Annotated in this window: 19 protein-coding genes and 1 riboswitch; of the genes, 6 read left to right on the top strand and 13 right to left on the bottom strand. The window is 57.8% G+C overall.

All coding sequences use genetic code 11. The features are described from left to right. Positions 1–155 precede the first annotated feature (155 nt). A complete protein-coding gene (locus tag EKM86_RS04425; RefSeq protein ID WP_125755444.1) occupies positions 156–971 on the bottom strand; it encodes a hypothetical protein in 816 nt (271 codons plus the stop codon). A 245-nt stretch (positions 972–1,216) separates the two neighbouring features. After that, positions 1,217–1,378, bottom strand: a riboswitch (M-box (ykoK) riboswitch). Positions 1,379–1,589: 211 nt separating this feature from the next. Here EKM86_RS04425 and def point away from each other — a divergent pair. Next, entirely contained in the window at positions 1,590–2,144 is a 555-nt protein-coding gene (def, locus tag EKM86_RS04430; RefSeq protein ID WP_125755446.1) for a peptide deformylase, read from the top strand. A 64-nt stretch (positions 2,145–2,208) separates the two neighbouring features. Here the strand turns inward: def and EKM86_RS04435 are convergent, their stop codons facing one another. Next, positions 2,209–2,655, bottom strand: coding sequence for a hypothetical protein (locus tag EKM86_RS04435; RefSeq protein ID WP_125755448.1), 447 nt, complete (start codon positions 2,653–2,655; stop codon positions 2,209–2,211). 182 nt (positions 2,656–2,837) lie between these two features. Here EKM86_RS04435 and EKM86_RS04440 point away from each other — a divergent pair, with 182 nt between their 5' ends. The 3 genes from EKM86_RS04440 (at position 2,838) to EKM86_RS04450 (ending at position 5,873) form a co-directional block, all read left to right on the top strand. Beyond that, positions 2,838–3,050: an RNA polymerase epsilon subunit gene (locus EKM86_RS04440; protein WP_125755449.1), complete on the top strand. Its 213-nt coding sequence runs from the start codon at positions 2,838–2,840 to the stop codon at positions 3,048–3,050. A 2-nt stretch (positions 3,051–3,052) separates the two neighbouring features. After that, positions 3,053–4,735 (top strand): ribonuclease J1, encoded by a 1,683-nt coding sequence (gene rnjA / locus EKM86_RS04445; RefSeq protein ID WP_125755451.1) that lies wholly within the window; start codon positions 3,053–3,055, stop codon positions 4,733–4,735. 178 nt (positions 4,736–4,913) lie between these two features. After that, on the top strand, positions 4,914–5,873 hold the full coding sequence (locus tag EKM86_RS04450; protein WP_125755453.1) for a diacylglycerol/lipid kinase family protein: 960 nt from the start codon (positions 4,914–4,916) through the stop codon (positions 5,871–5,873). Positions 5,874–5,903: 30 nt separating this feature from the next. On the opposite strand, the gene EKM86_RS04455 is transcribed toward EKM86_RS04450, so the two are convergent. After that, complete coding sequence (locus EKM86_RS04455) at positions 5,904–6,548, bottom strand: Crp/Fnr family transcriptional regulator (RefSeq protein WP_125755455.1); 645 nt, start codon at positions 6,546–6,548, stop codon at positions 5,904–5,906. A gap of 95 nt (positions 6,549–6,643) precedes the next feature. On the opposite strand from EKM86_RS04455, the gene EKM86_RS04460 reads away from it, so the two are divergent. Beyond that, the gene (locus tag EKM86_RS04460; protein ID WP_379909760.1) at positions 6,644–7,201 is read left to right on the top strand and encodes a hypothetical protein; all 558 of its coding nucleotides are present in this window, start codon (positions 6,644–6,646) and stop codon (positions 7,199–7,201) included. 86 nt (positions 7,202–7,287) lie between these two features. Here the strand turns inward: EKM86_RS04460 and EKM86_RS04465 are convergent, their stop codons facing one another. The 7 genes from EKM86_RS04465 to EKM86_RS04495 form a co-directional block, all read right to left on the bottom strand. Beyond that, the gene (locus EKM86_RS04465; RefSeq protein WP_125755457.1) at positions 7,288–8,505 is read right to left on the bottom strand and encodes a GNAT family N-acetyltransferase; all 1,218 of its coding nucleotides are present in this window, start codon (positions 8,503–8,505) and stop codon (positions 7,288–7,290) included. 17 nt (positions 8,506–8,522) lie between these two features. Then, positions 8,523–10,994, bottom strand: coding sequence for an SF1B family DNA helicase RecD2 (recD2, locus tag EKM86_RS04470; RefSeq protein ID WP_125755459.1), 2,472 nt, complete (start codon positions 10,992–10,994; stop codon positions 8,523–8,525). Continuing rightward, positions 10,987–11,652 carry a tetratricopeptide repeat protein gene (locus EKM86_RS04475; protein WP_125755461.1) on the bottom strand — a complete coding sequence of 222 codons (666 nt, stop codon included), beginning with the start codon at positions 11,650–11,652 and terminating at the stop codon, positions 10,987–10,989. The genes recD2 and EKM86_RS04475 overlap by 8 nt, the downstream gene beginning before the upstream one ends. 11 nt (positions 11,653–11,663) lie before the next feature. After that, a complete protein-coding gene (locus EKM86_RS04480) occupies positions 11,664–12,329 on the bottom strand; it encodes a histidine phosphatase family protein (RefSeq protein WP_125755463.1) in 666 nt (221 codons plus the stop codon). Positions 12,330–12,406: 77 nt separating this feature from the next. After that, positions 12,407–12,943 carry a methylated-DNA--[protein]-cysteine S-methyltransferase gene (locus EKM86_RS04485; protein WP_125755465.1) on the bottom strand — a complete coding sequence of 179 codons (537 nt, stop codon included), beginning with the start codon at positions 12,941–12,943 and terminating at the stop codon, positions 12,407–12,409. Between the two features lie 121 nt (positions 12,944–13,064). Next, positions 13,065–14,183 carry a tRNA 2-thiouridine(34) synthase MnmA gene (gene mnmA / locus EKM86_RS04490; protein ID WP_318530641.1) on the bottom strand — a complete coding sequence of 373 codons (1,119 nt, stop codon included), beginning with the start codon at positions 14,181–14,183 and terminating at the stop codon, positions 13,065–13,067. Between the two features lie 132 nt (positions 14,184–14,315). Continuing rightward, complete coding sequence (locus EKM86_RS04495; RefSeq protein WP_125755469.1) at positions 14,316–14,846, bottom strand: helix-turn-helix domain-containing protein; 531 nt, start codon at positions 14,844–14,846, stop codon at positions 14,316–14,318. Positions 14,847–15,105: 259 nt separating this feature from the next. Between EKM86_RS04495 and EKM86_RS04500 the strand changes: the two genes are divergently transcribed. Next, positions 15,106–16,500: an FAD-binding oxidoreductase gene (locus EKM86_RS04500; RefSeq protein WP_125755471.1), complete on the top strand. Its 1,395-nt coding sequence runs from the start codon at positions 15,106–15,108 to the stop codon at positions 16,498–16,500. 60 nt (positions 16,501–16,560) lie between these two features. Here EKM86_RS04500 and EKM86_RS04505 read toward each other — a convergent pair whose 3' ends face one another. From EKM86_RS04505 to EKM86_RS04515, 3 genes are all read right to left on the bottom strand, one after another. Next, positions 16,561–16,902: a DUF1831 domain-containing protein gene (locus EKM86_RS04505; RefSeq protein WP_125755474.1), complete on the bottom strand. Its 342-nt coding sequence runs from the start codon at positions 16,900–16,902 to the stop codon at positions 16,561–16,563. Between the two features lie 99 nt (positions 16,903–17,001). Next, the gene (locus tag EKM86_RS04510) at positions 17,002–19,284 is read right to left on the bottom strand and encodes an HAD-IC family P-type ATPase (RefSeq protein ID WP_125755476.1); all 2,283 of its coding nucleotides are present in this window, start codon (positions 19,282–19,284) and stop codon (positions 17,002–17,004) included. A 158-nt stretch (positions 19,285–19,442) separates the two neighbouring features. Continuing rightward, the gene (locus tag EKM86_RS04515) at positions 19,443–20,603 is read right to left on the bottom strand and encodes a cysteine desulfurase family protein (RefSeq protein WP_125755478.1); all 1,161 of its coding nucleotides are present in this window, start codon (positions 20,601–20,603) and stop codon (positions 19,443–19,445) included. Positions 20,604–20,607: the final 4 nt, after the last annotated feature.

Genomic DNA, 20,607 nt, shown 5'->3' on the forward strand with positions numbered 1-20,607 from the left:
AGATTCCACCTCGCGATGGACACCCTTGCCCTTGGCTAGCGGTTCCGACTACTACGGCCCGCAGTGGACTTTCACCACCAAGTTGGCGCCCATGCCGGGCGCACCACCAAAAATACCGCCCATCGAATGATGGGCGGTATGCATTTCATTTTCAATTAAACTGAGGGTCGGGGCGACGTGACTGGGTCCTGGTTGTACCGGAACGCGGTCGCTTTGACCGCAGTCACGTCACTTTTAACCAGGGAAGCCCGACCCGCAACCTGCGGGATCAAGGCCAAGTCGTCGTGAACCTGCTTGACTTTAATTTCAACTTGCTGAATCAACTTGCTTGCGCTGATCACGCGGCCTAACCGGATGATGGTGCACTTGATGCCAGTCAGCAGCGCTTGGAAAATGGCGGCAACTGGCAGCGCGCTTTTAACGGCGAACATGTCGTTTGCCATCTTCGCGATGTACCGCTGATCGCCCACGGCCAGCACCCGCGCCTGAACGTCTTCGTTGACGCGGCTGCCCGCCAAGGCAACCCCTTGCGGCATCGTCTTGCCCGTGAGCGTCAGGATTACCTGCAACCAGCGGCTTGGCGTAGCAGAAGCAGTGGTCGCCACATCCGTCGCCAGCAGCGTGCCGGCTGGGATCTTGACGATGTCTCCGGCAACCAGACCGGCAAGCGTCGTGCCGCGAACCAACCCGTCGCGCACCACCAGGACCTGGCGGTTGCCATTGAAGTTGGTCAGCCACCGGCAAAATGCCGCGTGGACCGCGTAGCCGCCAATCACCATCAGCGCCGTGAGCGCCAAACCGAGCCAAACCCGGTCAAACAACACGTCGCTGAGCAACCCCAAACCAGCGCTGAGCATGGCAACTGGGCGCAGTGGGAACGCGGACCGAAGTGGCGTCGCAACAGTGCGCAAGTTGAACTGCATCTTGTTGACCTGAGTCGTGCTCAGGCCAGAATATTCTTGCATAAACATCGTGTTCTCCTCTCTTCCCAGAGAGGGCTTGCGATGCGCCTATTTACTTAGATATCGAACTAAGTGGTGGCACAATGACAAACCTTCCGGGATCCGCACTGTCCGGACTACCGCCACCGTCAATCGCTGTTTGTTTCATTGCGCTCACCACCTTTCAGTTGACTTGCCGTTGTGCTCGCGGTTTCCACCCGCGTTTTTTTCTCATCTAGAATAGAAAAAAGCGCACACCGATTGAGTATGCGCGATTTGCATCCCAATCGTTTAGTTTTAGCACTATACGCCTAGAAAAGTTCTCAGCTGCATTAGCGCGGGCCTTTGTAGACAGGCGCAGTTGACTCATTGGCATCTCTGGATGTTTCTGAGCAGCAGCATTGTTCGTATAGGAGCCTCACCTAACGGAAAGCACCATATTTGATTACAAGCCTAATTCTACTTACTTTTGCCTTGCCTGTCAACCGCCAGACCCTGGTACATCAGCCTTGATGAGCATTTTCTCATTTTGAGCGCGACACCAACATAAATCGCCAAACACCCCTGCCCGCCCTCATTTGCGCGTTTTGCTTGCCTGCCAGTTGTGCTAAAGTAAAAAGGAATCGATTTGAAGTGGAGGCGTTACGCTTGTATCTAATGAAAGACATTACCCGAGACGGCGATCCCGTCCTGCGCGCGCGGGCGAAGAAGGTCAAGTTTCCGCTGTCCGATGAGGATAAGCAGCTGGCCCATGACCTGATGGAATACCTGGTCATCAGCCAAGACGAAGAAGAAAACAAGAAGTATCAACTGCGGCCCGGCGTTGGCCTGGCTGCCCCGCAGGTCGGCGTGTCCGAATGCATGGCCGCCGTGCTGGTCCCCGGGCCGGACAACGAGATTTTATTCAAGGAAGTGTTGGTCAACCCGGTAATTATCTCGAACTCCGTGCAAGACGCCGCCCTTTCCGAAGGTGAAGGCTGCCTGTCCGTCGACAAAGACATCGAAGGCTACGTGGTGCGCCACGACCGCGTCACCATCCGTTATCAGAACCTGGATGGCGAAACCAAGAAGGTGCGCCTGAAGAACTACCCGGCGATCGTCTGCCAGCACGAAATCGACCACCTCAACGGAATTTTGTTCTACGATCACATTAATAAGAAGACGCCGTTCAAGATGGACCCTGAAGGCGTTTTGATCGACTAAACCAAAAAGCGTCTCTGATGCGGCGGCAAGCCTGACTTGCCGCGCCCATCAGAGACGCCTTTTTTTACACCCGCTGAATGTCCTGCAGGTACGCGATTGTCGGGGCATTCGTGACAAAGGCGACATCGAAGTGCGTCTTGCCGTCCCGCTCCCAAAAATCAGTGATCACAAACGCGGGATAGCGCGGATCAGAGCTGGCGATGTGCTGATCCTCCGCCGTGTCCCGCAGCTGATTCTGCAGTCGGTCGCGCGTGATCTTGATTTTCGGGGTGTCGGTCTCGTATTCAAAGCCCATAATGCCGTGACCCCACACATCGGCGACCGCATCCGAGTGCAGCGGGTTATCAAACGGCCAGTGCAGCACCGTCAACACCTCCGCCACCACCTGGTCGGTCAGCTGCTGGCTGTGCCGCACGAACAGGCGCAGCGCGCGCCGCCGCCTGGCGATGCGGAGCCAAATGACGCCGGCTAAGACCACGCCGACCGCAAGAATTGCAAGCAACCAGTACATGGTCTCGCCTCCTTTGCGTTCATTATACCGCTTTAAAGCCCGCGGCGCCGCTGGCAGCTGGTGGCGCAAGCGCCCCTTATATGCTAAACTATCTATAACTGTTGAGTTTTCAACATTTGACCGGCAAAATTTGCGAAGATCCTCAGCCTGAGGCCATTTTCGCGTGCAAAGGAGTTTTATTTATGATTTATAAAGTATTGTACCAACCGGACAAGATCCGCAATCCGCGGCGGGAAACCACCCAGACCCTTTACATGGAGGCCGAATCTGCGGCCGCTGCGCGTGCTGCTGTCGAACAGCACACGGACTACAACATTGAGCTTGTGCAGGAGCTCACCGGCAACTTTTTGGAATACGAACAGAAGTCGCCGAACTACAAGCTGACGGAGTTCTAATCATGGATCTAAACATAAAGAAAGATGAAGTCGCAGTCTTTGCCATTGGCGGTCTCGGTGAGATCGGCAAAAACATGTACGGCGTCCAATACAAGGATGAGATCGTCGTGATCGACAACGGTATCAAGTTCCCTGAAGACGACCTGCTGGGCATTGACTACGTGATTTCTGACTACTCGTACCTGGTTGAGCACAAGGACATGATCGATGCCCTGGTCATCACCCACGGGCACGAAGATCACATCGGCGGCATTCCCTACTTCCTGCGCGAAGTGCCGAATGTGCCGGTTTACGCCCCACCGCTGGCAGCGGCCTTGATCCGCGGCAAGCTTGAAGAACACGGCCTGCTGCGCTCGACCGAGCTGCACGAAATCAAGGAAGAAGACGTGCTGAAGTTCAAGAATCTTTGGGTTGACTTCTTCCGAACCACCCACAGTATCCCCGATACCTTGGGCGTCGCGGTTCACACGCCGTATGGGGCAATCGTTGAAACCGGGGACTACAAGTTTGACTTGACCCCAGTTGGCGACCAGCCTGCGCCGAACCTGCAGCGCATGGCCAAACTTGGCGAAGAAGGCGTGCTGCTTTTAATGAGTGACTCGACCAACGCCGAGATCCCGAACTTCACCAAGTCCGAGCGGTTCGTCGGCCGCTCAATCCGCCACATTTTCGATGACATCGAAGGCCGCATTATTTTCGCCACCTTCGCGTCGAACATCTCGCGGATGGAGCAAGCCATTCAGGCGGCGCGTGAGCACGGCCGCAAAATCGCCGTCTTCGGCCGGTCGATGGAAACGGCGCTGGTCAATGGCCGCGAACTGGGCTACCTTGACGTCACCGACGACGAGCTGATTGATCCGCACGAACTCAACAAGATGCCCGCCGAAAAGGTCATGATTCTCTGCACCGGCTCGCAAGGCGAACCGATGGCCGCCCTGTCCCGGATCGCCAACGGCACCCACCGGCAGATCACGATCCAGCCTGGCGACACCGTCGTCTTCTCCTCTAACCCGATCCCTGGCAACACGGTTTCCGTGAACCACGTGATCAACGAGCTCGAAGAAGCCGGCGCGACCGTCATTCACGGCAAGGTCAACAACGTCCACACCTCTGGTCACGGTGGCCAGGAGGAACAAAAGCTGATGCTGCGGCTGATGAAGCCGAAGTACTTCATGCCGATCCATGGTGAATACCGGATGCTCAAGATCCACACCGAGTTGGCGCAGGAATGCCACGTCCCTGCAGAAAACTGCTTCATCATGGACAACGGCGACGTGCTGGCGCTGACGGCGGACACCTGCCATCGCGCCGGGCACTTCCCGGCCGGCGACGTTTACGTTGACGGCAATGGCGTCGGCGACATCGGCAACGCGGTCATCCGCGATCGCCGCATGCTTTCCGAAGAAGGCTTAGTCGTGGTCGTGGCCACGATCAACATGCAAAAACAGGCCGTGTTTGCTGGCCCGGACCTGCTTTCCCGCGGGTTCATCTACATGCGTGAATCCGGCGAGCTGATCAATCAAGCGCAGCACCGCGTCTACCGCACGATTAAGAACACCTTCAAGGAAAACGAGAAGGTCACCGAAGGCATGCTCAAGGATGCGATCACGTCGAACCTGCAGGAATTCCTGTTTGATAAGACCGAGCGTCATCCAGTGATCCTGCCAATGCTGATCACTTTATAAAATCGAAAATGATTCTCGGCGCTTCGCTGAGGATCATTTTTTTGTCTGATCAGTCGGCGCGGGCAGTCGCAAGCTTGATTTAAACGCATAAATATTCATCGCGTACCACCGATTTTATTGTGTTATTCATTGCTGGCCGGTATAATCGGTACTAGTGATTTTTGGAGGAGGCGAACGCATGGCGGCGGCATTTTACTACATCATTTTCAATCCGGCAGCCGGCTCTGGCAACGCTGTGGACACGCTAAAAGCAGTCCGCAAGGTCATGAACGACCGGCAGATCGACTATGAGGTGCGCGTCAGCCGGTACTCCGGTCACACGGTCCAGCTGGCCAAACAAATCGGCAGCTTCAACGACCATCCCGGCGCGGTCGTCTTAGTCATCGGCGGCGACGGCACGCTCAACCAGACCATTACCGGATTGAAAATGACGCGGCAGGCCGACCTTGCAGTTGGCTACATCCCCGCCGGCTCCGGCAACGATTTTGCCCGCGGTATTGGGCTGCCGGACGATCCCATGAAGGCGCTCGAATGCGTCCTAAGCACCGAAACGCCCCTTGTCCTGGACATTGGTCAATATACTGAGCAGACCCATCAGGAAAGCGGCTATTTCGTCAACAATATCGGCGTCGGCTACGACGGCAACGTCATCGCTCGGACCTCGCACAGCCAGATCAAGACTTTTCTCAACCGGTTCCACCTGGGCAAGCTCTCCTACTTCATCACCGGTGTCATTGTGTTTTTCGCGCAAAAACCGTTTCCGGTGATCGTCTATGACCAGCAAGGCCGCATGGAAATCATTCAAGACGCCTTCCTGGTCGACGCCACCAACCATCCCTATTTCGGCGGCGGCATTCGCTTCATGCCTGGCGCCGTGCCAACAGACGGTGAGCTTGACTTGGTCCTGGTCGAGCATCCCAACTGGGTGGTGTTCTTGTTCTACCTGATTCAGCTGATTCGGGGCAAGGAAGCCAAGTACGACCGCATCCACCATTTTAAGGGCAATCACCTGCGCCTCGAAACCACCGAGCTTGAGGCCGGCCAGATGGATGGCGAGGAAATGGGCACCCGCCCCTTCGAGCTGGAATTCACCGTGGCCAAGCAAAACTTCTGGTTCAACCTATCAGAAAAAAAATAATCTCTTCGCCCATCGTGGCAAAGAGATTTTTTAGTGCAGCGTCACTTTCTGCCCGCTGGTGGTGAGCACGCCTTCTGCCATCAGCTTGGTGAATTGGCGGCTGAGCGTTTCCGGCGTCACGCTCAGCCAGGAAGCGAGGTCACGTTTGCTCATAGGCAGTTGCAGATGCCGCGTCCCCTGCTGCGCGCTGAGATCTTCCAGGTACTGCTGCAGGCGGGCCTGAGCGGTCAGGGTACCGTAACGGGCGCTGCGCGTTTCCAGCGCCGTCAGCCGCGTGCCAAACGCATTCAGCAGGCGCACTGCCAACTTGGGCGACTGCTCGAGCAGTGTTTGAAAATCCTGCCGCCTGATCGTGCAAACGAGGGAATCTTCAACTGCCACCGCCTCATTTTGATGGCTCTGCTCCGCAAACAACGCCGCCTCACTGTCCACACTATGCGGGCCAAGGAAGTAGAGCACCTTCTCTTGCCCGTCAGGCGTGGCCCGCATCACTTTCACGCGGCCACGGTCGACCACCAGCAGCGCCGCCACCGGCGTCCCCGGTTCGTATAGCGCTGTCCCTTTGCCGACTGGCCGCTGGTGCGTCGAAATGGTCGCCAGCGCCTTCACCACGTCATCGTCCAGTCCGTTAAAAATCTCAGCCCCGCGCACACACGCCACTGGATCATGCATCATGTTGCCCCCCTTTTTAGCGCAATTGATATATGTCAATTACAAGTGTTCAGATACATTGTACACTAACGGTATCAAAATCAAAGGAGCAATTCATCATGGCAAATTATCACGCAGAAATCGTGGCCCTCAACGCTGACAAAATCGGGACTGCCGCGCACGGCACCGCGGACTTCACCCTGACTGACGAAACGTTGACCATCACCATCGAGATGTTCGACACGCCGGCCAACACCGAACACTGGGAACATTTTCACGGCTTCCCGGACGGCAAGCAAGCCCTGGTCGCCGGCCCGGCGCAGGACGCAAACGGCGACGGTTTTATCGACCTGATGGAAACCGGCAGTGTCTCCGGCACCACCATGGTCCCGTTCGATGACGCGCCGGAAAACATGGACATCCCCCACGACCGCTACCCGGTCGCTGATGCCACCGGCCATTTTGCCTACACCAAAGTTGTGCCGCTGGCGGACCTGCAAGACCACTTTGAGCAGGCGTTCGGCAGCCGCGACCTGCAGCTGGACAAGCGCGTCGTTTACATTCACGGGGTGCCGCAAAGCCTCGTTCTGCCTGCGACCGTCGCCGGCATGGTCGGCGATTTCGATCAGCACGTGACGCTGCCGATCGCCGCCGGTCAGATCAAGCGTGTTGACTAGCCTTAGCACCCGTTCAATGCCAACAAAAATGCCATTGCCTGAATAAAAAAGGCAATGGCATTTTTCTCATCGCCTCGTTGAGACGGTCAGAAGTAATCTGAGAAGTACGGCTCGTCGTTGGGAATGATGCGCTCCAGCTGCTTAATGGCCGCCTTACTAGCTTCGATGCGCTCAATTTTGGCCAAGTACGACGGGCGGCGGTAACTCATCAGCATGGTCGTCAGCGTCTGAATGTCCAGCTTGACCGGGTCGCCCACCGGCCGATCGGTGACCTGCAGATGGCCGGCTTCGTCCCACCAGAGGCCGAAGACGCCGTTGTTCCAGTCGGCCAAGGGGTCTGACACGACAAAATGCAGCGGCTTGTCCGCCTCTTCAAACGGGTAGGACTTGAGGAACTGGGCCACGTCCACGATGCGCGCCATGAAGTACGGGTGGATGGTCTGGGTGATGTCACCATCGTCCAGCAGGAAGTGCAGCGGCTCGTTTTTGTAGATGTCACCTTTGACGTGTTCCACCATGGAAAAATGCGCCGCGACGAAGTTCCACAGCCCGATGCGGGCCTCCTGGGTGTTATAAACCATTTCCTTGATGTGGAACACCTCATCGGCGATCCAGTACAGAACGTACCCTTGCGGAATGTCATTGTCGTCGTAATAAACGCCAGCGATGCGCTCGTCCTCGTCCTCCCAGCGCCAGTATTCGTCCCAGTTGAGCTGGTTGCGGATCATCGCGCCGTGATTGTGCAAGGCGAACCGGTTGTAAATCTCGATCACGTCCGGGTCGTCGATTTCCAGGCGCTCGACGTGGCCGGGCAGCGAGTTGTCGACCTTGGGCAGCTGCGTGTCCTTGACGTCAAACGTCAGGTGGTCGGACATGATCTCCCAGCCCTTTTTCCGGTAAAACGGAATGCTGTACGGGTACAGGTACGAGATCCACTGGTGATGGTCCCGCATGTGGGACAGGCCGATTTTGACCAGGTCGTGCATGAGCCCGTGGCCCGCGTATTCGGGGTACGTCCCCACGCCGGTCAGTCCGGCCATATCGTACAGCTGGCCGTGAATGTTGACGCGGCAGGGGTAAATCGCGAGCTGCGAGATCAGCTGATCGCCCTGCCACCAGCCGATGACGTCGGACTTTTCGAGCACTGGGCGCTTGGCCCGCTCGAGCTCGCCGTCCTCGTAGCCGGATTCCTCGACCTCTTTGGCTGTCACTTGAAACACGTAGGCTAATAAATCGTTGAACTGCTCGAGGTTAGCCGGGGTGACCGGCCTGATCTCAAGCTCGTCGCGGATGTCGTCTGCCATAAAAACTCCTTAGTGGCTTACTCAGCCTCCTGCGCTGCCAACAGCTTCGCCGGCGTCAGGCCATTTAACCCGATACGCGGGTCGATGGTCTGAGCTTGAATCAAAGCTTTGGTCAGGCGGTATTCTTTATTTGGATCAACTGCTTCACTATTTTCATTATCCGAAGCCACCGGCGCACTGTCAACCGCCTTGGAAGCATGTGGTCGCGCCGCGGTCGCGGCCGGCGTGCTTGCCGCAAAAATGTCGGGCTGATCCTGCTTCATCACCTTGGCTAGTCGGTCGACCAGCGCGGTTTTGCGGTTGTCAGCGACGGCTTCAACGGCCGTTTCAAAGGCGCGCGGGTCCCCCATCAGGATCAGGAAGTCCCGAGCCCGCGTCACCGCCGTGTACAGCAGGTTCCGCCGCAGCATGCGCCGCGCGTTCAGCGTCAGCGGCAGGATCACCACCGGAAACTCTGAGCCTTGCGCCTTGTGGATCGAGGTCGCATAAGCCAGCGTGATCTTGGACCAGTCGCTGCGCTGGTACTGCAGCTCGTTGCCGTCAAAATCGATCGTCAGCTCGTCAGTTTTGCTTTCGGCTTCCTTGGCCGCGGTGATGCCGGTGATGATGCCGAGCTCACCGTTGAACACATTCGCGTCTGGATTGTTGACCAGCTGCAGGACCTTATCGCCGATGCGGTACTTCACCGGACCAAACTCGACTTCCTTGGTGCGGTTGGACTTTTTCGGATTCAGGATGTCCTGGATCAGCGGGTTGAGCTGATCGATGCCGGCCGGGCCGCGGTACATTGGGGCAAGCACCTGCACGTCCGCCTTGTCGAACTGCGTGGCCGCCTTGTGCACGACCTGACCGACCACGCGCGCCAGCTGTTCCGGTGGGCATAAAATGAACGAGCGGTCCTTTTTGCTTTGCTGCCAGTCGGCCGGCAGGCTGCCAGCATTGATCGCATGCGCCAGCGGAATGATCGACGAGTCTTCGTCCTGGCGGTGAATGTGGCGCAGCTCCATAGCCGGTAATGTCCGGCTGCGAAGCAAGTCCGCAAACACCTGGCCCGGGCCCACCGATGGCAGCTGGTCTTTATCGCCGACCAGGATCACTTTGATGCCCGGGTGCAGCGCCGCCAGCAGCGTGCGGAACAGGTAGGTGTCGACCATCGACATTTCGTCGACGACCAGCAGCCCGTCCGGCAGGTCCTTGGGCTCGTACTCCTGCGCGTCGATGGCCAGTCCCAGCAGTCGGTGAATCGTCGATGCCGGCAAGCCGGTAGTTTCCATGATGCGCTTGGCGGCCCGGCCCGTTGGCGCCGCCAGCATCAGCGGAAACGGCTCATCTTTGTACGTGTTGATGTCCAGACTGAGCCCGTTCAGCTCGGCATACGCGCGCACGATGCCGTTGACCACGGTAGTTTTCCCGGTGCCTGGTCCCCCAGTGAGCAGGAAAATCTCGTTTTGCAGCGCCTGCTTAATGGCGGCGGTTTGCGTCTCGTCGTAGTGGATCCCCGCTTCTTTTTCGACGGTTTTAATGACCTTCGCCGCCGCTTTGTCGCTGGGCGGATCTTTGACCGGCTCCTTCAAGGTGGCCAGCCGCGTGGCGATTTCTCCTTCCGCGTCGTACAGCCGTTTAGGGAAAATGCGCTGACCGTCGGCGTACAGCTCGCCTTTTTCCGTCAGGGCCAAAATGGCCTTGCCCACCTGGTTGGCATCGATCTGCACGTTGCGGGCACTCTCCAGCACGCCAAGGGCCGAGTTGACGAGCACCGGCAGCGCGACGTACGTGTCGCCTTCGCCGTCGGTCAAGCGCTGGAGTTCGGCTAGCACCGCCCCGCCCAGCCGAATCTGGGAATCCGGCTCGATGTGCAGGTTGGCCGCGATGGCATCGGCGCGCTTAAAGCCGATGCCGTCGATGTCGGCAATCAGCTGGTAGGGGTTGTCCTTGATGACGTCCAGCGCATCGGTTTTGTATTTTTGGTAGATTTTGGCCGCCATGTTGGACGTGAAGCCAAAGTCGTTTAGGCCGATGATAACCTGCTCCATGCCAAGATTCAGCTGGAGGTTGTCGACCAAAGTGGCCCGTTTTTCGGCGTTCAGGCCAAGGGGCTTGAGGACATTTTCGTCCTTGAGGATCTTGTCGATGGCGCCGGTGCCCAAAGCATCGACAATTTTCTTGGCGGTGATGCTGCCGATGCCAGGAAAGCGGTCTGAGGCCAGGTAGTTGATCAGCCCCTGCTTAGAGGTCGGCTTGTCGACTTGATAGTTGTCGGCCGCAAACTGCAGCCCGTAGCGCGGATGGTTGACTACTTTGCCGACAAACGTATAAGTCTCGTCTTCCTTGATGTCACCAAAATTCCCGGTGACGGTGATCTCGTCATCGGGCCATTGAATATTTGTTTTGGTGATCGTCACCGCGACGATTTTGAAAAACGTGGTCGGGCTTTGGAAAATAATGCTTTTGACCCGGCCGCTGACGCTTTGCTGTGCATCTTCATTCATCGGCTTTACCCTGCGCCTTCAGGAATCCGGCAATGTCCCGGACCTGACCGGCCTGCTGATCATAGCCCTTAGGATCGAGCTTTTTCGCCTGGTCCAGGTACTGGCTGCCGTCTTCGTCTTGGCCGGTCAGTGCCATGCCGTAAGTGAACAGCACCCGTGCATTCTTGATCTGCAAAAATGGCGCCAGCAGCTTGGCGGCGTCCGCAAAGGCGCCAAGCCCCAGCAGCAGCTCCGCCGAAAGCAGCGCCGCGTCCACCTTTTCCGGTGCCGCGTCATGCGCCGTCAGCGCAAACGCCAGTGCCTTTTGCACCTGGCCGGCCTGCTGATAGCTGAGCGCCAGCATGTACTGCGCGTCCTGCTTGAGGCTGCCCTTCTTCGCGGTGGCCAGCTGACCGAAGTACTTGATGGCCAGCGTCGAGTTCCCCTGGCTGAACGCTAAGAGGCCGGCGTCGTAGGTCAGCTCGGCATCATTGGGGAAAAGCCCCAGCGCCTTGACGATCAGTTGGCTGGCCTCATCGTAGGCGTGAATGCCGATCAGCATGGTCGCCAGCACGGCGTAGCGCTTCGGGTCCGTCGGCTTTTCGTCAATGCGTTTGACTGCGGCCTGAATCGCTGCATCGTGGTCCCCTTGATTAAATTGTGCGGTCAATGACGCCATGCTGGTGCCTCCTAAATCGTGTCGGTTGGATCAAGTTTCTTCGTGATGTAGTCCGTGTCGTTCCAGCGCACCAGCTTGAATGGCAGCTGAGGCCCGTGCGCGTCGAGAATCGTCACGCTGCTGTTGGTCAGCCCGCCATCTTTGCGCATGTCCTTGATGGGGGTGCCAAGCAAGCTTTGAATCAGCGCCACCAGCGCCGCCCCGTGGCTGACAAACAGCAAGTTATCATCCGGCTGCGCTTGTTTGACGGCGGCGAGCACCACCGGCTGCATTCGCTGGATCAATTCTGGAAACGACTCGCCTTGAATTTTGGTCGGGTCGTAGTCGCCGGGGGCGTAGCGAAACGCGTGAAGCTCCGTGGGATATTTTTTCTCCACATCAGAAAAGCGCATGCCTTCCATGCGGCCGAGGTTGAACTCGCGCATCCCCACCGTGGTCGTAGTCGGAATGTCTTGACCGAGTTGCTTGATCAGATACTGCGCCGTTTTTTGCGCGCGCGGCAGCGGACTGATGTAGGCGTGGGCAAATTTGACCCCACGCACGGTCAGGTAGTTGGCTAACTGGCCGATCTCCTCATAGCTTTCCTTAAGTAGCGGTGAGTCGCCGTTGGCCCCTTGGTAGCGCCCTTCCAGGTTCCACTCCGTCTTCCCGTGTCGAACAAAATATAACCGCGTCAATCCTGCTCCCCCTAATGGTCTTATATAGTTACTAATTATCGCGATTTAACGCGCCTAATTCAAGGGGGCTAAAACCATCAAACCTTTGGGGTCATCAAACAGGCCTTGTCCACGTCGATGGTGTGGCCTTCAAGCCCCAGCAGCATCATTTTGCGGTCGATGCCGCCGGCGTACCCAACCAGTTCACCGTGCTTGCCGACGACGCGGTGGCACGGAACGACGATGCTGATGGGGTTGTGCCCCACAGCGTTGCCGATGGCGCGCGGCGAGGTCGGTCGGCCAAGGGTTTCCCCCACCTGGGCGGCCAGCGCGCCATACGTGGTCACCTCACCATAAGGAACCGCCAGCAGTGCCTGCGAAACGGCCTGGCGAAACGTGGTCCCAGTCAGCTGAAGCGGCAGCGTCTGCGGATCAGGCTGATCACCGCCAAAATAGTCCTGCAGCCACAGACCAGTTTTGATCAGGACCGGTGTCACCTTGCGCGGCACATGGCTCAGGTCAAACTGCCCGCCAAAGTAGTCCTGGTCCTTGAACCAGATGCCCAGCAGGTGATCGTCGTCGGCCAGCAGAGTCAACTCACCGAACGGGGATTCATACGTGCTTTGTGCTTGCATCACGGCACCTCCAATTGCTTTTATTTTACCATACGAACACGTGTTCTGAATAGCGCACCAGCGCCTGGTGCCACGAAAAAACACTCCCACATTTGTGAGAGTGTCCAATCGTGCCTGATGCCTAAACGTACTGCAGAACCTTGGCGTCGTTGTACGCGACGTTGATGGTCCCGCCGCCGAAGCACTCGTCGCCGTCATAAAGGACAACGGCCTGGCCGGGCGTGATTGCCCGAACCGGGTGGTCGAACTCAATGCGGGCGTGGTCGCCGTCGAGGTGCACGGTGACGCCGACATCCTGCTGACGGTAGCGGAACTTCGCCGTGCAGTGGAAGTCAGCGGCCGGCGCTACGCCGGTGAAGAAGTTCATGCCGGACGCATCGAGGCTGGTCGCCATCAGGTGCGGGTTGTTGTACCCCTGACCGACATAGAGAATGTTCTTCTCGATGTCCTTGCCGACCACGAACCACGGCTCTGAGTTTTCTGAGTTGCCGCCAATGCCGAGTCCCTGGCGCTGACCGATGGTGTAGTACATCAGGCCATCGTGCGTGCCCTTTTCCTCGCCATCATAGGTCATCATCTTGCCAGGCTGAGCCGGCAGATAAGTGCTGAGGAACTCCTTGAAGTTCTTCTCACCGATAAAGCAGATGCCCATGCTGTCCTTCTTGTGGGCAGTGGCCAGACCAGCCTTTTCAGCGATGGCCCGAACCTCGGACTTCTGCATGCCGCCAATGGGGAACATGGACTTCTTCAGCTGGGCCTGTGACAGCTGGCTGAGAAAGTACGTCTGATCCTTGTTAGCGTCGGCGCCGCGCAGCATGTGCACGGTGCCGTTTTCGTCGGTCGTCAGTTGGGCGTAATGGCCCATGGCAATGTAATCCGCATCAAGCTCCTCGGCGTAATCGAGAAACGCCTTGAACTTGATCTCTTTGTTGCACATCACGTCAGGATTCGGGGTGCGGCCGGCCTTATACTCGTCCAGGAAATACTGGAACACGCGGTCCCAGTACTCTTTTTCGAAGTTGATGCCGTAGTAAGGAATGCCAATTTCGTCGGCGACCTTAGCCACGTCCGCATAGTCGGTCGTGGCGGTACAGACCCCGTTCTCGTCTGTATCGTCCCAATTCTTCATGAACACCCCGACGACGTCATACCCTTGCTGCTTAAGGAGAAGCGCCGACACGGACGAATCCACGCCGCCGGACATCCCCACCACAACGCGGGTGTTGCTGTTGTCCAAAATGATCACCATCATTTCAATCAGATTCTGGAGTTATCCGATTTGAAGGTCGTCAATTCCAGTAGGCTTAATTATACCAGTGCCAACGTGAAAAACAACACTTGCGGAAAGTAAGCACAGCTGACCCATCGCTGCTCACTTGCGAATGTAATCCGCTCGAACAATCGCCATGTAATCCGCCTCCTGCGCCGGCGAAAACATGATGCCGGCCTGCCTCATGGCCTTGCTGACGCCCAGCGACATGGTTTGTACCACGTAGGCGACCGCCGTGACCCCTTGGATCAAAAGCTGGTAATGTTGTTCCAGAACCGGCTGTAAGCTGGCGGCCTGCTCTGCGGTCAAGCTGGCACTCAGACTGACTAGATTGGCCAAAATCTGACGGCGCAGTTCGTCAGAGGTCGCACCCCAGCTCACGCTTTTGCTCTGATTCCGCTGGCCGATCAGGGGCAGACGCTTCTTTTTTGGTTTCATCCCCACAAGCGCTTGCGGCGCCGCGCCGAGCACCCGACTCAATTGGCCGAGTTGCCTGAGTGTCGGGACGACTTGCCCATTTTCCCACTGGTTTAACGTATCAGGCGTGATCCCCAGCAACAGCGCAGTGTCTTCCTTCGACTTTCCGCTCGCAGCGCGCGCGGCGGCGAGATCCTTACCCATTGCAAAAGCCATATCATTCTCCTCCGGCCTACCACCACGGCGGGCCTGCTTGGTATCGTTGCAGCACAACGACTGCACGGCACATACAATAACACTTTTTGCCTGTTGCACTTGAACATGACGAAAGTGTTAGCTGCGTTCCCGTCAGATTGATCTGCCACTGCAGAAATATACTCATGAGATAACCCCCGCCGATGGCTTATGGCACCCTTTTTTGCAAAATAGTGTTACGGTATTTTTGTGAGCGTTTTAAAGAAAGGAAGCCTTTAGCATGACAGTTTTTGCCGCATTTTCTAACGATGAGATCCTCGCCGACCTTAAATCCAATGTGACTACCGGCAGCGTGATCACCGACCCGGCCACCTTGAAAAAGCAGTCCTTCTCCCCCAACCTGACCGATGATGATTCCGGGCTGGCTCTCGCCTTTATCGAGGCGCACAACACTGCCGACGTGCAAGGCGTGCTCAAAACCGCGCGCAAGTATCACGTCCCAGTCGTCACCCAAAACCGGTTCACCAGTACCGTGATCGGGGCGGACGGCATCGCCGGCAGTTTCATTCTGTCCACCGCCGGCATGAACCAGATCAAAGAGATTAGCAAGGCCGACTCGCTGGCCGTGGTCGAACCCGGCGTCATCAACGGCGACTTAGACCAGGCCGCCCGCAAGCAAGGCATGTTCTACGCGCCAGATCCTGGGTCCAAACCGATTTCCGGCATCGGCGGCAACGTCGCGACCAACGCCGGCGGCATGAGCACCGTCAAGTACGGGGCAACCAAGGACAACGTGCTCGGCCTCAAAGTGGTGCTGGCAGACGGCCGTGAGTTGAGACTCGGCGGGCGCACGCTCAAGCAGGCGTTCGGCTACGATCTGACGCAGCTGTTTGTCGGCTCTGAAGGCACACTCGGCATCATCACCGAAATCACGGTCAAGCTGATGCCGATTCCGCTTGGCACGCCCGTCATGGGCATGGCCTTTTTCGAGAACATGACGGCGTTGGCCGAGGCCGTCGCCGAGATCCGCATCTCTGGCGTCTACCCGACGATGCTGGAGGCGATGGATCACCCGACCATTCAGGCCATCGACCAGTACGACGGCACCAACTACAGCAAGGAATCCGGGGCGATGCTGATCTTCAAAATTGATAACGGCACCAAGCAAGCCATGGACGTGCTGAACGCCCTGCTGACCAAGCACGGAGCCCGCGACATCACTGTCACCGAGAAGCCCGAGGAGCAGGCCCAGCTGGAAAAAGTCCGCCGCGACATGCTACCCGCCATTTTCACCGGCCAGAACCACATCATGGAGGACATGGCGATGCCGCTGTCCCAGCTGGCGCCGATGATGGACTACATCAAGCAGGTCGGCCAAGACCTCGGCCTGAAGATTTACACCGCAGGCCACGCCGGCGATGGCAACGTCCACCCGTCCATCGTCTGGCCGCTTGAGGAAAAAGGCGTCCCGGCCAAGGTCAGCCAGGCGCTGTCCTTGATGTTCAAGAAGACGCTGGCGCTGGGCGGCACCATTTCCGGCGAGCACGCCGTGGGGATGCTGAAGAACCAGTGGAACAACGCCGAGCTCGGCGAAGACGTTGACCTGCTCCAGCACCAAATCAAGGCGCTGCTTGACCCGATGAACCTGCTGAACCCGAAACGCAAGATCAACTAACCGTCGATTGGACGCAAAAGGCCGCTGCGATTTTATTTTCGCAGCGGCCTTTTTGTGCGCTCAGGCCTCTTCCAGCACCTGACGCTCGATCATGTTGTCAATAATGAAGTGATACTGCTCAACGTTATCGGCCGTCTTGTCGGTTTTGAAAATATTGATGGCCTTCAGCCCGTTGGCGGTGGTCACACCCATTTGGAACCCGGACAGGTCGGCCTTGAAGGTCACCTTCAGTTTGTTGGCCTGGGTGAATGGTGAATTCGGGTCCAGCGACCGCTCCAGCTGGAAGTTGCCGTTCTTTGTTTTCACAAACCCCAGATCCATCAGCGTATAGCGCTTGATCTGCGGTGATATCTTGTAGGTTTTCGAATCGCCCAATACGGAACCGGTTGCCTGTAATGCCATAACTCCCACTCCCTGTGCGCTCAGCGGCGCTTGTATTCGCTTTTATCTTACCATAATCGCATATCCGGCACCAAAGATTGCCGCACAATCATTGGCGGATCACACCGCGGGATGCAGCCACTGCGTCAAACCAGTCAATAGGATCCCGACCACCAGCGTCAGGGCAAGCGCCAGCAAAATGATAGGTATCCGAATCGCGGCGACGCCAAGGCCGAACGCGGCCAACCCCACCGTCACAACGGTGTTGCCAGCGATCGCCCAATTGACCTGCTTGCTGGCAGCACTCGCCCAAAATGGTTTGGTCGTGCGGGTCATCAGGATGGTGAGCATCGCGCTAAACATCAGGAAGCAGAACAACCCGGTACTGATCTGAGCCGCGGTTTGCCCGGCGTGAATCAGCCACAGCAGCCAGCCAAACCCAGCAAGCGTCCACCCACCGGCGTAGAGACCGGCCGTTTTACTCAGCTTTTTCATGTCCCAGCGCTCGGGCTGGCGGCTGATCTGGGCGTGGTCGGTGCCGAGCACCAGCGTGACCAAATCGTTGAGCAGCGCGACCAGGATCATCGCGTTCAGACTCAGCGGCAAAAAGCCGAAGATCAGGTAGCCAAAAGTCAGCAGAATGCTCAGCTGGGCCGCTCGCGACAGCTTCGTAATGGTCCAGGTCATCATGCGCTTGTACACCCGGTGACCACTATCAAGGACGTTGGTGATTGAACTGAGTCCCGGGGTCAGCAGGACCATGCGCGCCGACCGCTTGGCCAAATCCACCGCAGTGGCGACCGCGATGCCTAGGTCCGCCTGCTTCAGCGCCGGCGCATCATTCACCCCGTCGCCGGTCATCCCGACGATATAACCGGCCTTTTGAAAATTGGTCACCATGGCCAGTTTATCCTCAGGAACGACATCGGCGATGCCGGCGAGGTCATCCAAAAGCTGGTGCGGTTTCAGCTCAGAGATAGAAATCACGCGGCCAGGCAAGCCGACCTGCTTGGCCACGGCCGCCGCGGTTTTCTGGTTGTCGCCGGTCAGCATCAGCACCTTGACGCCGCGGGCGCGAATCTCGGCGAGGGCTGCCGCGCTGTCCGCACGCGGCTGATCCTGCATGATGAACAACCCGACCATCTGGTCCCCAACGGCAACGGCGGTCGTTCGCCCCGCGGAAAAATCGACGGCTGCCGGCAGCGTAAATAGGGCCGTGAGTTTGGTCAGCTGCTTCAGGGAGCCCAGCCGCACCGTTTGCGTGCCAGCCTCAGTCGATACCTCAACTTGGGAGTAGCCGGTGCCAGAATCAAACGGTTGGAAGTGACTTTGAGCTAAGGCAGTGAGTTGTTTTTGTTTTGCATAATTTTGAACGGCCGCATCGATCACGCTGGGCTTGCGCTGATCCGTGGCGGTCAGCGCAAATTGCAGGACAGTCGTATCTGGCTGCGCCGACAAGTTGTAAAAAGCTACCACACTGGGCTTGTTGGCGGTAATGGTGCCAGTCTTGTCAATCAGCAGCACGTTCATGTTAGCCGCCTCTTGAATCCCGGTCAGGTCGCTGACCAGGACTTGTTGGCCGCTGAGCACCTTGGCCTCCACGGAGTTGGCCACGGCAAAACTCGACGGCATGGCGATCGGAATGGTCGCGATCACCAGCATCGCCAAAAACGGCAGCAGCGCCAGCAGACTCTGCCCGCGCACCAGGGTGGCTGCAATCAGGATCACCGCCAGCACGGCATCCACCGCGGCCAGGTAGCCGATGATTTTGCCCAGCAGCTGCTGCAAGTGGCCCGGCGCCGAGCTTTTGTTGATGAGGCTGATGGTTTTGCCGGAGCGGCTGGCCTTTCCGGTCGCCGTGACGCGGCCCACAGCGTGGCCGGCAGTCAGCTCGGTGCCGGCAAACGCGGCATCACCAACGCGCCGAGACACGCCTTTGGCCTCCCCTGTGATTGAGCTTTCATTGATGTCGGCGCTGCCTTGCAGCAATTCAACATCCGCCGGCACCAAATCGCCAGAAGTCAAACTGACCAAGTCGCCGACCACCAGCTCCCGCGCTGGCACCCGATGCCACTGACCATCACGTTTGACCGTCGCCGTCAAGGTCAACTGATCCGTCAGCCCTGACAGGATCTTGGTCGCCTTGCGGTTCTGCACGGCGCCATTCACGGCGGCAAACAACAGCATCACAATAATGAAGCCGGCCTGAATGCCCTTGCCAAGGATAATTTCCAGCAGCAGCGCGCCTTCCAGGATCCAGGCGGACGGCTCCCACAGGCGCTGCGCCACTGCCCGCGGAAAACTAAACGGCTTTTCCGCTACCTCGTTTGGGCCGTCCTTAGCTAGGCGAGACTGCGCTTCGACTTGTGTTAATCCAGAAAGGTGACTTTTTTCCTCTGCCAAACTGATTCCTCCTCAAGAAATCCCTTAGACACTACTTCCACTCTACGCTTTTGCCCCCAGCCGCTGAAAGCCCGGTGCGGCTTTTTTACCTTTCTTTCAATTGGACGCAAAAACACCGAATCCGCAACGTTGCTGCAGATTCGGTGTGATGGCAAGGGCTATGCCTGAGCCTTTTTACGGAGCCGGTTGACGATTTTGACCAGGGCATCGCTGAACTGCACGATGTCCATAGTGGTGTTGAACGCCCCAAAGGACACGCGAATCGACTCGCTGATGCGCGGTGATTCGGCGCCGTACATCGCCGTCAGCACGTGCGACGGTTCAAGCGAGCCGGCCGTGCAGGCGGAGCCGCCGGAAATGGCAAAGCCGGCCAGGTCCAGATTGGTCTGCAGCGCGTAAGTCGAAACGCCAGGCAGCCACAGATTGAACACGTGATTGAGCGCATCCGGCTTCAGCGGCCCGTTGACCTTGAAGTCAACGTCTGCGGCCTTGAGCGCGTGCATGATCTGATCCTTAAAGCCGTAGTACTTGGCCTGCCGGTCTCCTTTTTCCTGCGGCGTGATGAGGCGCACTGCCTCGGCAAAACCGGCCACGGCTGGCGGGTTCTCGGTGCCGGCGCGGCGCTTCATTTCCTGCTCGCCGCCGCGCAAAAACGGCGGAAAGTTGATACCGGTGCGCCGGTAGAGAAAACCGATGCCCTTGGGGCCGTTGATCTTGTGGGCGGAAACACTCAGCATGTCCACGTGCAGCGCGTCGACGTCGATGTCGAGCAGCCCGTACGCCTGAGTCGCGTCCGTGTGGAACCAGGCCTGGTGGTCGACCAAGCGCTCGCCAATTTGCTGAATCGGCATGCGCGAACCGACCTCGTTGTTGCCCATCATGATCGAAACCAGAATGGTGTCGTCATCCAGCACGGCGTCAAAGTCGGCCAGACTGATTTCGCCCTCCTCGTTCACCGGCAAATAAGTCACCCTAAAGCCTTCTTTTTCAAGCTGGGCCATGGGCTTCAGTACACTGAGGTGCTCGATGGCCGTGGTGATGATGTGCTTGCCGAGCCCCGCCCGGGCGTGCGCCGTTTGCATAATGGCCGTGTTGTTGGCCTCGGTCGCGCCGCTGGTGATCACAATGTCGTTAGGCTTGGCGTGAATGCTTTTGGCCAGCACCGCCCGGCTGTCGTCCATGACCGCGTGCGCTTGCCGGCCGAACCAATGCGTCGAACTAGCATTGCCAAAATTGGCTTGCATTTGCGTGGTCATGGTCTCGATGACTTTTTTTGCCATCGGCGTGGTGGCCGCGTTGTCGAGATAGATGTGCTCCAAAGCT

Source organism: Lacticaseibacillus hegangensis (genome assembly GCF_003946465.1).
Classification (GTDB): domain Bacteria; phylum Bacillota; class Bacilli; order Lactobacillales; family Lactobacillaceae; genus Lacticaseibacillus; species Lacticaseibacillus hegangensis.